The 12,475-nt window shown below is 60.7% G+C and carries 13 protein-coding genes and 1 pseudogene; 9 read left to right on the top strand and 5 right to left on the bottom strand.

What is annotated here, in order from left to right:
- Nucleotides 1-31 precede the first annotated feature (31 nt).
- The 3 genes and pseudogenes from KW840_RS19035 (at nucleotide 32) to KW840_RS19030 (ending at nucleotide 3,611) form a co-directional block, all read left to right on the top strand.
- The gene (locus KW840_RS19035) at nucleotides 32-961 is read left to right on the top strand and encodes a LysR family transcriptional regulator (RefSeq protein ID WP_218496908.1); all 930 of its coding nucleotides are present in this window, start codon (nucleotides 32-34) and stop codon (nucleotides 959-961) included.
- 261 nt (nucleotides 962-1,222) lie between these two features.
- Nucleotides 1,223-1,485, top strand: a pseudogene (locus tag KW840_RS28600) (MFS transporter); the annotation flags it as partial.
- A 14-nt stretch (nucleotides 1,486-1,499) separates the two neighbouring features.
- A complete protein-coding gene (locus tag KW840_RS19030) occupies nucleotides 1,500-3,611 on the top strand; it encodes a TonB-dependent receptor (protein ID WP_218496906.1) in 2,112 nt (703 codons plus the stop codon).
- 44 nt (nucleotides 3,612-3,655) lie between these two features.
- Here KW840_RS19030 and KW840_RS19025 read toward each other — a convergent pair whose 3' ends face one another.
- From KW840_RS19025 to KW840_RS19015, 3 genes are read right to left on the bottom strand one after another with little or no spacing between them, the layout of a single operon-like run.
- Nucleotides 3,656-4,198, bottom strand: a complete 543-nt coding sequence (locus KW840_RS19025) for a DUF2937 family protein (protein WP_102671286.1) — start codon at nucleotides 4,196-4,198, stop codon at nucleotides 3,656-3,658.
- Between the two features lie 11 nt (nucleotides 4,199-4,209).
- On the bottom strand, nucleotides 4,210-4,986 hold the full coding sequence (locus KW840_RS19020; protein ID WP_218496904.1) for a class II glutamine amidotransferase: 777 nt from the start codon (nucleotides 4,984-4,986) through the stop codon (nucleotides 4,210-4,212).
- A gap of 32 nt (nucleotides 4,987-5,018) precedes the next feature.
- Nucleotides 5,019-5,516 (bottom strand): hypothetical protein, encoded by a 498-nt coding sequence (locus KW840_RS19015; RefSeq protein ID WP_057715997.1) that lies wholly within the window; start codon nucleotides 5,514-5,516, stop codon nucleotides 5,019-5,021.
- 213 nt (nucleotides 5,517-5,729) lie between these two features.
- On the opposite strand from KW840_RS19015, the gene KW840_RS19010 reads away from it, so the two are divergent.
- Complete coding sequence (locus tag KW840_RS19010; protein WP_218496902.1) at nucleotides 5,730-7,784, top strand: S9 family peptidase; 2,055 nt, start codon at nucleotides 5,730-5,732, stop codon at nucleotides 7,782-7,784.
- A gap of 217 nt (nucleotides 7,785-8,001) precedes the next feature.
- Nucleotides 8,002-8,475: a Crp/Fnr family transcriptional regulator gene (locus KW840_RS19005; RefSeq protein ID WP_057715999.1), complete on the top strand. Its 474-nt coding sequence runs from the start codon at nucleotides 8,002-8,004 to the stop codon at nucleotides 8,473-8,475.
- On the opposite strand, the gene KW840_RS19000 is transcribed toward KW840_RS19005, so the two are convergent.
- Nucleotides 8,472-8,762 carry a hypothetical protein gene (locus tag KW840_RS19000; RefSeq protein WP_057716000.1) on the bottom strand — a complete coding sequence of 97 codons (291 nt, stop codon included), beginning with the start codon at nucleotides 8,760-8,762 and terminating at the stop codon, nucleotides 8,472-8,474. The two genes, KW840_RS19005 and KW840_RS19000, sit on opposite strands and share 4 nt — an antisense overlap.
- 95 nt (nucleotides 8,763-8,857) lie before the next feature.
- Between KW840_RS19000 and KW840_RS18995 the strand changes: the two genes are divergently transcribed.
- From KW840_RS18995 to KW840_RS18980, 4 genes are all read left to right on the top strand, one after another.
- Complete coding sequence (locus KW840_RS18995; RefSeq protein ID WP_057716001.1) at nucleotides 8,858-9,544, top strand: spermidine synthase; 687 nt, start codon at nucleotides 8,858-8,860, stop codon at nucleotides 9,542-9,544.
- A gap of 50 nt (nucleotides 9,545-9,594) precedes the next feature.
- Nucleotides 9,595-9,966, top strand: a complete 372-nt coding sequence (locus KW840_RS18990) for a YajD family HNH nuclease (protein ID WP_007898702.1) — start codon at nucleotides 9,595-9,597, stop codon at nucleotides 9,964-9,966.
- A 193-nt stretch (nucleotides 9,967-10,159) separates the two neighbouring features.
- Complete coding sequence (locus KW840_RS18985) at nucleotides 10,160-10,630, top strand: RNA methyltransferase (protein ID WP_007993783.1); 471 nt, start codon at nucleotides 10,160-10,162, stop codon at nucleotides 10,628-10,630.
- A gap of 80 nt (nucleotides 10,631-10,710) precedes the next feature.
- Nucleotides 10,711-11,088: a DUF2892 domain-containing protein gene (locus KW840_RS18980; RefSeq protein WP_057716002.1), complete on the top strand. Its 378-nt coding sequence runs from the start codon at nucleotides 10,711-10,713 to the stop codon at nucleotides 11,086-11,088.
- Between the two features lie 128 nt (nucleotides 11,089-11,216).
- On the opposite strand, the gene KW840_RS18975 is transcribed toward KW840_RS18980, so the two are convergent.
- Complete coding sequence (locus tag KW840_RS18975) at nucleotides 11,217-12,446, bottom strand: hypothetical protein (RefSeq protein ID WP_218496901.1); 1,230 nt, start codon at nucleotides 12,444-12,446, stop codon at nucleotides 11,217-11,219.
- Nucleotides 12,447-12,475 lie beyond the last annotated feature (29 nt).

Below are 12,475 nucleotides of genomic sequence, written 5' to 3'. Positions count from 1 at the left end.
ACCCGCCTTAGACATAAGAAATCTTTATCCCATGAACCTGAAGTTTCTCGAGACCTTTGTCTGGGTCGCCCGACTCAAGAGTTTCCGCCTGACCGCCGACAAGCTCTTCACCACTCAGGCCTCGATTTCCAGCCGCATCGCAGTGCTTGAAAGCGAGCTGGGGGTAAAGCTGTTTCTGCGGGATTCGCGCGGCGTGAGCCTGACGCCCGAAGGCCTCAAGGTGCTCGATTACGCCGAGCAGATGATGGACACCATGCAGGCGCTCAAACAGTCGATCGAGACCCGCTCGAGCAAGGCCGGACGGGTGCGCATCGGCGTGATGGACACGGTGATCCATACCTGGCTCAGCCCGTTGGTGGCGCAGATGACCGATCACTACCCGCTGGTGGAAATCGAACTGGTGGCCGATACCTCGCTCAACCTCTGCGATCAGCTGCAAAAAGGTTTTCTCGACGTGATCCTGCAAACCGACCTGCTGCGCCAGGAAAGCGTGCGCAGCCTGGAACTGGCCAGCCACCCCATGGGCTGGATTGTCGCCAGCAACTCGATCTACAACCGCAATTACACAAACGTCGCCGAACTGGCGCGTGAGCGGATCATCACTTATTCGAAAAACTCCCATCCGCATCAGGAAGTGCTGGCGCTGATGCAGGCCAATGGCGTCATGACACCGCGACTGAACTGCGTGAACTCTGTGTCGGCCATCACCCGTTTGTTGCGCGACGGCTTCGGCATCGGCGCATTGCCACCGGTGCTGGTGGCCGAGGAACTGGAGCGGGGGGAATTGACCTTGCTGGCCATCGACCAACGCCCGCCCAACCTGCAAGTGGTGGTGTCATGGCGGGTCGGCGCGGAGTGGGTCGAGGAGATCGTGACGTTGTGTCAGCACGTGGTGGAGCGGTATGCGCAGAAGGTAGGCGAGCACTACATGGTCTTGAGCAAACCCCTGGCCAGCCTCTGAAAAGGAGCGCCTCACAGCACAACAAGCAATTACTATCATTTGCATTAATATTTTGAAAATGTATTCTCTGCGCGCATTCAGCTAAACCACTGTCCAGAAGGAATCGGACTTGATGCGCGCTTTCACGCAAAGACAGCAGCAACTGCTCTCACACTGGAGCGAAGCCTTCGGCACTCAGGCCTTCCAGTCTCGCCGCATCACCCCCGACCATTTGAGCTATGCACCGGCGCCCGCCGCGCTGCGCTGCCTCCAGCGTCCGATCCTGCTTACATCTTGCGTCTCATCGAGAGCGTTGCCTGGCTCTGCGCCTTGACACTGGCGGCCACGGCACTGGCTTACGAATGGCTGGGGGTTCTCGTCTCCGGGGCATCTGGCAAGGCGCACTGTTCCCCATCACCTAGGCACTGATCGCCAACACCGTGTTTTCAAGCCAGCAGGGTTTTGCCCTCGGGATCCGCCGGGTGCGCTCATTCACCTCCACATCCGGCCCCGCAAAGTTACCTAGCCACACTTATCACGACTAAAAAAAGACCACCTCATGACCCGAACCAAACTTTCCTTGCTGATTCCGCTGCTCGGCTCCGTCAGCGTCCAGACCTGGGCCGAGGACACCGACCAGCAACCCGGCACATTGAACATGCAAGCCACCGTCGTTTCCGCGACTCGCAGCGAAGCGAGCATTGCCTCGATTCCTGGCTCGGTCCAGGTGATCGACGAACAACAGATCCGCGAACAGAGTGGTGCCGGGCGTCGGGTCTCCGACATTCTGGGGCAACTGGTTCCCGGCCTGGCGCCGTCCAGCGGCGGGATGAGCAACTTCGGCCAGACCCTGCGCGGGCGCAACATGCTGGTGTTGATCGACGGCGTGTCGCAGAACGCCACGCGTGACAACTTCCGCCAGCTCAACAGCATCGCACCGGCCAGTATCGAACGCATCGAGGTGGTTTCCGGCGCCAGCAGCATTTACGGTGCCGGCGCCTCAGGCGGCATCATCAACATCATCACCAAACGCAATCAGGGTCAGGACCTTGCCTACAGCAGCAAACTGGGCCTGACCAGCGGCAACAACCTCAACAGCAAGGGTTTCGCCTACGAGGCCTTTCAGAGTGCGACCGGGCGCAAGGATGCCTTGGACTGGTACGTGTCCGCCGACCTGACCCAGCGTAACGATCAGTACGACGGCAACGGCAACCGCATCCCTCAGGACACGTCCCAGGGCAGCAACATGGACACCGAAACCTATGACCTGCAAGGTCGTTTCGGTTACGAACTGGATGCCGACAAAAAACTCAGCCTGTCGCTGCAGGACTACAAGGACCAGCAAGACACCGGCTACACCAAAGACCCGAAAAACTCGCAGCAAGCCGTGGCGGTCAAAGGGCTGAAACTTGATGACCAACCCTATACCCATAACCAGGCGGCCAACCTCAACTACACCGACAACGACTTCTACGGCCAGGGCCTGCAACTGGAAAGCTACTGGCGCCGGGCCGACGCGCTGTTCTTCCCGGACCTGTCGCGAGGCAAGGCCGGGATCGCCGACAACAACAGCGTGCAGGATGTCTACGGCCTGCGTGCGGCCATCGACACGCCGTTGCCGGCCATCGGCAGCGCCACAGGCAACCTGGTCTGGGGCGCCGACTATGATCACGAACGCTCCCGCCAGCGTGGTGACCAATACACCCTCAAAGGGCTGACCTACACCAAGACCGGCACCACTTACGAGATGGGCCCGGATATCGAAACCACCACCAAGGCGCTGTTCGGGCAGATGTCCTGGGACATCGGAGACTGGACCCTGCGTGGCGGTGTGCGCCGCGAATGGATCGAAAGCGAGGTCTCCGACAGCATCGCCTACGGTCAGATCGTGCAGACCGGCGTACGCGCCATCCTGCCCGGTGACACCCTCAAATACGACGCCACGCTCTATAACCTGGGCGCGGTCTATCACCTGAGTGAGCATCAGGACGTCTTCGCCAATTACAGCCAGGGCTTTTCGCTGCCGGACATCCAGCGCTTCTTGCGTGACGTGAGCAGCACCTTCGACATCCAGAGCCTCAACGCCCAGGCCATCAAGGTCGACAGCTATGAGCTGGGCTGGCGCGGTGACTGGGACCGGTGGCAGGCCGACGTCACCGTCTATGAAAACACCTCGGACGTGACTCAGTTCTACGATGCCAATAGCCGTGTCTTGCGTCTGATCAATCAGAAGGAGCGGGTTCGCGGCATCGAAAACAGCCTGACTTACCGCGCGACCGATCACTGGTCGGTGGGTGGTACCTATGCCTGGGCCAAGGGCGAGACCCAGCAGAACGGGAAATGGATCGATCTGCCGGCAACACGCATTTCACCGGCCAAGACCACGCTGTTCGTCGGCTACACCGAAGACGACTACAGCCTGCGCCTGCAAGGCATGCACCTGTCCAGTTACGACGCTGCGGCCAAGGACAACAACGGGCGCGACATCGAAGGCTATACGCTGGTGGACCTGCTCGGCTCCGTGTACTTGCCGGTCGGTCGCCTGGAAGGCGGGGTGTACAACCTGACCAACCGCACGTACGTCAATCTGTTCGCCCAGGCCAACGCCAAAGCACCGTACCCCAATGCCGAAGGCCGTACCTTGAGCATGAGCTATTCGATAGATTGGTAATCAACCGAGGAGCCGGCTTGCCGGCTCCTTGACGTTCGACGGGGTTACAAACCGCGCAAATCCCGCTCTTCGATCGGCCGGCTCTGGCGCAGACGCTTGCCGCCCAGCACCACCCAGTCAATCAGTCGGAACAGGCACTCGATCCCGAACGACAGCAGCAAGGCGCCGCTCATGCCCCAGACCATCGCTTCGGGCGTCAACAGGATCTGGTAGCTGTAGCCATTCCAGGTTTCCTTGCGGATATCCGGATCGGCGGCCAGCACCACTTGCAGGAAGCGGATGTACCACGGGCCCTGCATCGCCTGGAATTGCTTGTCCAGCGCCACCTGACGGGTCAGCAGGTTGCCCAGGCTGTCGGCGTCGCTGCGAAAGATCGGGTCTTCGCTGGCGCGGTAATGCGCGACCAGAGCCTGCATGTCACCCTTGAAGAACTGATTGGCGGTGTTCTGGAAGCCGCTCAGACTGGTCTGCGCCTCGATCAGGTGCGCCTCGACCCGCTTGGCATAATCGCTGATGAAGCCCGGCACCTGGACACCGATCAACAGGCCCGCCGCAAACAACACCAGCCGTAGATAACTGAGCAACATGCAAGGAGTCCTTATTCGGTCTGGCCCTGGCTGACGCATTCGCCGCGTCGCCACAGGCTCCATTGACCCGGTTCGTAACGGGTCCAGGTTTCGTTTTCGGTCAGGGGTTCGGTGGCAATGACGGTCACCACATCGTTAGGCGTGGTTTCGGCCTGAAAGTCGACGATCACGTCGACATCTTTCAAGCGCGCCGGGCCAAACGGTGCACGACGGGTGATTTGCGCCAGCTTGGTCGAGCAATAGCAGAACAGCCAGTCACCGTCGCTGAGCAGGCAGTTGAACACGCCTTTGTTGCGGTATTCGGCGCACGCTGCCACCAGGTCAGGCAGCAGCTCTTCGACCTCGACCGGCTCGGGGAACGCCGCACGCACACGGTTGAGCAAATCGCAGAAAGCCGCTTCGCTGTCGGTATCGCCGACCGGGCGATAGAAACTGGCCACTGGCTGGAAGTCCGCCAACTGGCCGTTATGGGCGAAACACCAGTTTCGCCCCCACAGCTCACGGACGAACGGATGCGTGTTGGATAGGGAGACCTTGCCGACGTTGGCCTGGCGGATGTGCCCGATCACCACTTCGCTCTTGATCGGATAGCGCTGCACCAGGTTCGCGACCTCCGACTCGCAGCTCGCCGCTGGGTCCTGGAACAGCCGCAGTCCACGGCCTTCATAGAAGGCAATGCCCCAGCCATCGCGGTGCGGGCCGGTGCGTCCGCCGCGCTGCATCAGCCCGGTGAAGCTGAACACGATATCGGTCGGGACATTGGCGCTCATGCCCAATAACTCACACATGCTCGGACTCTCGCTCAATCGCAGGGGCAAGGTTACAGACGGGGTTCGACTCGCATCCGCTGAGGAGTGCTCGGCACGGGCGGACGACCATAACGATCATCGCCGGCACCGCCGAACGGTTGATCGTCCTCGGGCTCGTCGGCACGGACGGCGGCTTTGGCGGCGGCAGCCTGCTCCCTGCGGGCATTGGAGGCGCGCTCGATGGGGAAACGGATCGCCACCAGCACCAGATAGAGGCCGAACGCGATCATGCCGTACATGAACAGATCGGAAATCGCCCGCCAGGCGTTGTTGCCGACCTTGAACAGCAGGTCGAGCGCGGTAATGGCGAGAGCCGGTGCGATTTTGTCCTTGACCGGGTCGATGATGGTCGGGCTGAACAGCAGCACGACCATCGCCAGCCGTAGCGGCTCACGCAGCCAACGCCACATCCAGCGGGTCAAGCGCATCCACACCAACAGGCAGCCCAAAGCGGCGAAGGCGTAGAGGCCCCAAGCGATCAGATAGTCGTTCTCGGTCATGGTGTCCATGGCAAGGCAGGCAAAGAGGCGCTTATGATAACGGCTTTTCGCCCATCAGGCTGCATCAATGCCTTCGGTCAAGACATAGAACCCTGTGGGAGCGAGCTTGCTCGCGATGGCGGACTGACAGTCAACATTGATGTTGGATGTACTGGCCTCATCGCGAGCAAGCTCGCTCCCACAGGTTCCAAACCTATTCCGTACACTGCTCGAGAACCCTTCATGCCCCTATCCGCCAACATTCACGACGCTCCGATTGCCCACAAGGCTGAAGGCTCCGACCCGTATGCCTGGCTGCAAGAGCGCGACACCGAGGCAGTGCTCGACTACCTGAAAGCCGAAAACAGCTATCAGCAAGCGCAAACCGCCGACCAGGCCGCATTGCGCGAAACCCTGTTCCAAGAGATCAAGGGGCGGATTCTCGAGACCGATCTGTCCCTGCCCTCGCCATGGGGCCCCTATCTGTATTACACCCGCACCACGGCAGGCGATGAGTACGCCAGGCACTACCGCTGCCCGCGTCCGGCCGATGACAGCCTGACCCTCGACGAAAGCCGCGAACAACTGCTGCTGGACCCCAACGAACTGGCCAAGGGTGGTTTCTTTTCGCTCGGGGCGTTCAGCATCAGCCCGGACCACCAGCGTCTGGCCTACAGCATCGACTCCAGCGGCGAGGAGATTTACACGCTGTTCGTGAAGGAATTATCCGACGGCCGTGTCAGCGAGCTGGAATTCCAGGACTGCGACGGCAGCATGACCTGGGCCAACGATAGCCTGACGCTATTCTTTGGCGAACTGGATGACACCCATCGTCCGCACAAGCTGTATCGCTATCGACTGGACGGCACGGCGGCCGAAGAAGTGTTCCATGAGCCGGACGGGCGCTTCTTCATGCATTGCTACCGTTCAAGCTCCGAGCAGCAATTGCTGCTGTCCGTGGGCAGCAAGACCACCAGCGAAGCCTGGGTGCTTGACGCCAACCAACCGCAGCACGCCTTTACCTGCATCGCGCCACGGGTCGAGGAGCATGAGTACGACGTCGATCACGGCGTACTCGACGGTCAATGGACCTGGTTCATTCGCAGCAACCGTGACGGCATCAATTTCGCCTTGTACACGGCCGTCGATACCGGCGCCGCACCCACCGAAGCCGACTGGCAGAACCTGATCCCCCACAGCGACACGGTGATGATCGACGGCATCAGCCTTAACACCGGGGCCATGACCCTGAGCCTGCGGGTTGGCGGCTTGCCGGTCATTGAAGTTCACCCACAAAGCCTGGCGCCTTATCGTGTGCAACTGCCGGATGCGGCCTACAGCCTGCACGTGCAAAACAGCCTGGAGTTCGAAAGCAACCGGATTCGCCTGCGCTACGAAGCATTGAACCGTCCGGCGCAAATCCGCCAGCTTGAACTGGCGACCGGCGAGCAGAAAGTCCTCAAGCAAACCCCGGTGCTCGGCCCGTTCGATGCCGACGCCTACGTCAGCCAACGCCTGTGGGCCAGTGCGCCGGACGGCACGCAAGTGCCCATCAGCCTGGTGATCAAGCGCGCAGACCTGGGCAAACCCGTGCCGCTGTACCTCTACGGCTATGGTGCCTACGGCGAAAGCCTCGACCCATGGTTTTCCCACGCGCGCCTGAGTCTGCTGGATCGCGGCATGGCGTTTGCCATTGCCCACGTGCGTGGCGGCGGCGAACTGGGGGAAGCCTGGTATCGCGCCGGCAAGCAGGAGCACAAGCACAACACCTTCAGCGACTTTATCGCCTGCGCCGAACACCTGATCGCCCAAGGCTTCACCACTGCACCGCAGTTGGCTATCAGTGGCGGCAGCGCCGGTGGCTTGCTGATCGGCGCGGTGCTCAACCAACGGCCGGAGCTGTTTGGCGCCGCCATCGCCGAAGTGCCGTTCGTCGACGTACTCAACACCATGCTCGACCCTGATCTGCCATTGACCGTGACGGAGTACGACGAGTGGGGCAACCCTGAAGAGCCGGACGTCCATGATCGGATCAAGGCCTACGCCCCGTATGAAAATGTCACCGCGCAAGCTTATCCGGCAACCCTGGTGATCGCCGGTTACAACGACAGCCGCGTGCAGTATTGGGAAGCAGCCAAGTGGGTGGCGAAATTGCGCGCGACCAAGACCGACAGCAATCCCCTGCTGCTCAAGACTGAATTGGGTGCCGGGCATGGCGGGATGAGCGGTCGATATCAGGGATTGCGTGACGTAGCACTCGAATATGCATTTTTGTTCAAGGTTTTGGGCATGGCCTGAGGAACCTGGCGCGGTGTGCCGGTCTTAATTGCGTACACCGGCAGCCGATACAACACCTGTACCCTGTGGGAGCGAGCTTGCTCGCGATGGCGTCAGCACAATCAACATTACCGTTGCCTGTGAAGCCGCAATCGCGAGCAAGCTCGCTCCCACAAGGGGTTTTCGGTGACTTCAAATTCGAGCCAGTAACAGACACAACAATAAAGACCGTGACGACATGTCTGAACCAACCTTTCTGAACAACGAAATTCGCGACTGGCTGATGGATTGCGGCCTGTTCAATCAACTGCAGCCAGCCGACTTCGCCGCGGCTTCGGGCTACTTCAGTATCAGCACCATTGCCCAGGGCGAGGAAATCTTCCAGGAGGGCGATGCCGGCAGTTTCATGTGCATCATCCATACCGGTCAGGTGGCGGTGCAGAAAACCAACGCTGACGGGCAGCGAGTTACCATCGCCACGTTGCGCAGCGGCCGCTCGTTCGGTGAAATGGCCGTGCTCGACGGCGAACGGCGCTCGGCCAGTTGCGTGGCCGCAAGCAACTGCCAGTTGCTCAACCTGGGCAAGGACTCGCTGGAAAAGATGCTCAACGACGCACCGAAAATCGCCGCCAAGATCATCCGCGCCCTCGCCGTGTCCCTCTCCAAACGACTGCGCATGGCCGACGGTCAACTGCTTTCGCAGCAGGTCTAGCCGCCCGGCGATTTGGTTTTCGGCGGATTGGGCTCCAGGCCCGGTATCGGCTGGTCCTTGATCGGCGGGCTGGGCATTTCAATCGGCACCAACGGCGGACCGCTACTGCCGGGGCCGACTTTAGGCAAAGGCGCCGGGCTGATTTGCGGGTACGGCGTGGGCGTCGCGGTGCCGGGCGAACCGGGTATCGGCGCAGGGCTGACGGGAATCGATTGCAGCTGTTGCGCCTGCACTGCAGTTATCGAGAGCGCGGCCAGGGCAATGACCGTTAGAATGGTGCGCTTCATCAATGGCTCCGTTGGCCTTGTCGTCATAAACAGGCTACTCCCAACTGCGTCTGTTTGCCCTCCCGAGTTCTGCCAATTTTCTTCAAGTGAGCCCCATGAAACGTTTCGTTCTGCTGGACACCACCCCCATCCCTGAAAACGGCGGCGCCCTGTGCCTGTTCGAATACGGCGAGGATTTTGTCATCAAAATCCAGGGCGGCGACGGCGGACAATTGATGAACACGCGCATGCACGGCTCCGAAGATGCCCTGGCCGAGATCCCGTGTCGCAAGGTCGCCGGCCGACCGGGTTCACGGGTGCTCATCGGTGGCCTGGGCATGGGTTTCACCCTCGCTTCGGCGCTCAGGCACCTGGGCAAGACTGCCGAAGTGGTGGTCGCTGAATTAGTGCCTGGCGTCGTGGAGTGGAATCGCGGGCCACTCGGCGAGAAAGCCGGAAACCCGCTTCAAGACCCGCGGACCGTGATTCGCATGGAAGACGTGGCCAAAGTCCTGCAGGCCGAGCCCCAGGGTTTCGATGCCATCATGCTCGACGTCGACAACGGTCCCGAAGGTTTGACCCAGAAAGCCAACAGCTGGCTCTACTCCGCCGCAGGCCTCAGTGCCTGCGCCAAGGCCCTGAGACCAAAAGGCGTGTTGGCCGTCTGGTCGGCCAGCGCTGACCGGCAGTTTTCCGACAAACTGAAGAAGGCGGGTTTCAAGGCCGAGGAAGTGCAGGTCTTCGCCCACGGCAACAAGGGCACCCGCCATACCATCTGGATTGCCGAGAAGCTCAAGGGCTAGGCTAAACTTCACCCTATAACCGTCATTAGTCTTTCTACAAAGGTGAACCCATGAGTTCGTCCACCCCGACCAACACTTCGAAGCTGGATCGCATCCTCGCCGACAACCAGCGCGACAAGGAAATGGGCTACCGCGACAAGGCCCTGAAGATGTACCCGCACGTCTGTGGCCGCTGCGCCCGTGAGTTCTCCGGCAAGCGCCTGAGCGAACTGACCGTGCACCACCGCGACCACAACCACGACAACAACCCGCAGGACGGCTCGAACTGGGAGTTGTTGTGCCTGTACTGCCACGATAACGAACACTCGCGGTATACCGACCAGCAGTATTTCGACGAAGGCTCGCTGAGCACGCCGAAAATCGCCAAGGCCACGCACAATCCGTTTGCGGCGTTGGCGGGGTTGATGAAGAAAGAAGACTGAAGATTTTCAGCGCCTGATCCGGCCTCATCGCGAGCAAGCTCGCTCCTACAGTTGACTTTGTGAACGACACAGATCAAATGTGGGAGCGAGCTTGCTCGCGATGGCAATAGCCCTGCCACCGCCAATCTCCAAACTGACCGCTGCCGCCCAATCCCCGTATAATCCCGCTTTTTTCCCGAAAGGCACCCCGCTCGTGGCAGACAAACGGTACAGCTGCATTGGTTTGTATAACCCCAAATCACCGGAGAACGTCGGTTCGGTGATGCGCGCCGCTGGCTGTTATGGCGTGGCGTCGGTGTTCTACACCGGCAAGCGCTATGAGCGCGCCGCCGACTTCGTCACCGATACCAAGCGCGTGCACTACGACATCCCGCTGATCGGCATCGACGACCTGAAGAAAATCCTGCCCCTCAATTGTGTGCCCGTCGCCGTGGAACTGGTCGAGGGCGCCCGCCCGTTGCCGGAATACACCCACCCGGATCGCGCGCTCTACATCTTCGGTCCGGAAGACGGATCGCTGGATAAAGAGATTCGCGACTGGTGCGAAGACGTGGTCTACATTCCGACCACCGGTTGCATGAACCTGGCCGCCACGGTCAACGTCGTGCTCTACGACCGCATGTCCAAGGGGCTCAATACCCGCTCCGGGCCAAAATTCCGCTGAATCGCCACACATCCGATTGAACGAGCTGCCCGCCCAGGCTGTCAGTTTGACTATCGATCACTGAAGCCTGGAGACAGACCATGAGCGAACTCAAACCCGTCGAGCGTATCGAATCCACCCCGTTCCAGAGCCCTTCCGAGCAAAACGTGCAGGGCTGGGAACGCATTGGCTCCCTGGCCGGTGGCGTGGTGATGGTGGGCAAGGGACTGCGGCGTGGCGGGATCTTTGGCCTGATCCAGGTGGCCATCGGCGGCGTGGCCCTGGCGCGTGGAATTACCGGCCACAGCTCGGCGAAAAGCCTGCTGGAGAAAAGCCGTCAGGACATGAACAACGTGCGGGCGAAAATTCAGCGGGCGGGTGAAGAGTTGAAGACGCTGAAGGCCAATGCCGAGGCGGCGACCAAAACCGCAACCGTTACCGGCAATGATTCCTTGAAGTCGCCGAAAGCCGGGGTTTGAATCGGGATCTGCGCTGAAGCCACTGGCCTCATCGCGAGCAAGCTCGCTTCCACAGGGTTATGTGGCGCTCACAACATTTGTGTTCACCCCCAATCACTGTGGGAGCGAGCTTGCTCGCGATGACGGACTCACTGAAGTAAACCGGTATCAAGGACTTTGGAAGAGTCGCCAATAACACTCTCCGACAGCTGCACAAAGTCCTTGGTATCAACGTTATCCATCCGCATCACCCCGCGCAGCACATCATCGAGCGAACGCTTGTTGTGGGTTTTCAGGCGAATCTCGCGGTCCAGCTCCTGCAGCAACACCACCGCCCTGGCCACCTGCGTCGAGCTGATCCGCTCACCGCGCAGCGTGGTGACTTTCTGGCTGATCTTGACCAATTTGCGATGCAGGCTCTCGTAGCGCTCATCGCTCATGCCGCCAGCCCGACGCACCAGTTCGATGGCGTAATACTCAGCAAAGCCCTCACTGATCCAGTCACTGCGCCGGGTGCCTTTGACGCGCCCGAACACCTGGGCCAACTCACGGACCAAGGCACTGGTGCCGCTTTCGCTGACCACCGGCAGACGACTGTTGAGGTAGATCGACTCGTGCGCCGACTGGCTGCCGCGCCACATTGGATCATTGGCCCCGACGATCAGCAGTTTGCCCGGGTGTCGCGGATACAGCGCCTGCACTTGCGGCCAAACGAAGGTCAGCAGCGTCAGCACATCCATACGGCGCATGCCCTGCCCCAGCGGCGAGGCGACTGTGACTTCGGTCTCGCCCAGACGAGTGCGGCGACTGCCGAGCTCACCTGCGAGCATCCAGCCGGTAGGCCGGTCGAACAGTCGGGAAGGGTTATCGATACGGAATTTATTCGGGCCGATTCGTGGCCAAGCGGTTTCAACGCTTTTCCAGCCACCGGGCAGCTCGAACTCAAGGCGTGAAACCAGTTCGATGCCGTCCTGTTGATCGAGTCTGGCAGCCGGCACCAGATTGTCGCCGCGCATCAACGCCCAGCTTGGCGTGATGCGCGTGTCGAAGCTGCCGCTCTTGCGCCCGTGGCTGATACTCACGCGGTAGGTCAGGCTGGCCTTGTCCGCAGCCGGACGCCAGACACCGCGCGCCGCTTTGCCGGGGGTCAGTTGCCATTGGCCGTCAGCCTTGAAATCGCTGTAGTGACTGCCGTCGCCAAGGTCGAAATCCAGGCTGCGTACCGCCGAGCCCTGGGCGAGCGTCAGGCGCACTTCGGCCTGATCGCTCTGCGGCAACAGGCGCACGTGGTAATCCAGATTGACCTTGTTCGCAGCCCATGCCGGCGAATTCACGGCCAGTAATCCAAGGATCCACGCCTGCCGCCATCCCACAGCCATACACACTCCTTCGTGAAACGTTGTACCTC

This window comes from Pseudomonas sp. PDM30, from assembly GCF_019218985.1.
GTDB lineage: Bacteria > Pseudomonadota > Gammaproteobacteria > Pseudomonadales > Pseudomonadaceae > Aquipseudomonas > Aquipseudomonas jessenii.
Note: the sequence above shows the minus strand (reverse complement) of the source record. Positions and strands in the feature narration are given on the sequence as shown.

Coding starts and splice junctions, on each gene's coding strand:
- KW840_RS19035 (WP_218496908.1), top strand. CDS start 32: ATGAACCTGAAGTTTCTCGAGACCTTTGTCTGGGTCGCCCGACTCAAG.
- KW840_RS19030 (WP_218496906.1), top strand. CDS start 1,500: ATGACCCGAACCAAACTTTCCTTGCTGATTCCGCTGCTCGGCTCCGTC.
- KW840_RS19025 (WP_102671286.1), bottom strand. CDS start 4,198: ATGTTGCTCAGTTATCTACGGCTGGTGTTGTTTGCGGCGGGCCTGTTG.
- KW840_RS19020 (WP_218496904.1), bottom strand. CDS start 4,986: ATGTGTGAGTTATTGGGCATGAGCGCCAATGTCCCGACCGATATCGTG.
- KW840_RS19015 (WP_057715997.1), bottom strand. CDS start 5,516: ATGGACACCATGACCGAGAACGACTATCTGATCGCTTGGGGCCTCTAC.
- KW840_RS19010 (WP_218496902.1), top strand. CDS start 5,730: ATGCCCCTATCCGCCAACATTCACGACGCTCCGATTGCCCACAAGGCT.
- KW840_RS19005 (WP_057715999.1), top strand. CDS start 8,002: ATGTCTGAACCAACCTTTCTGAACAACGAAATTCGCGACTGGCTGATG.
- KW840_RS19000 (WP_057716000.1), bottom strand. CDS start 8,762: ATGAAGCGCACCATTCTAACGGTCATTGCCCTGGCCGCGCTCTCGATA.
- KW840_RS18995 (WP_057716001.1), top strand. CDS start 8,858: ATGAAACGTTTCGTTCTGCTGGACACCACCCCCATCCCTGAAAACGGC.
- KW840_RS18990 (WP_007898702.1), top strand. CDS start 9,595: ATGAGTTCGTCCACCCCGACCAACACTTCGAAGCTGGATCGCATCCTC.
- KW840_RS18980 (WP_057716002.1), top strand. CDS start 10,711: ATGAGCGAACTCAAACCCGTCGAGCGTATCGAATCCACCCCGTTCCAG.
- KW840_RS18975 (WP_218496901.1), bottom strand. CDS start 12,446: ATGGCTGTGGGATGGCGGCAGGCGTGGATCCTTGGATTACTGGCCGTG.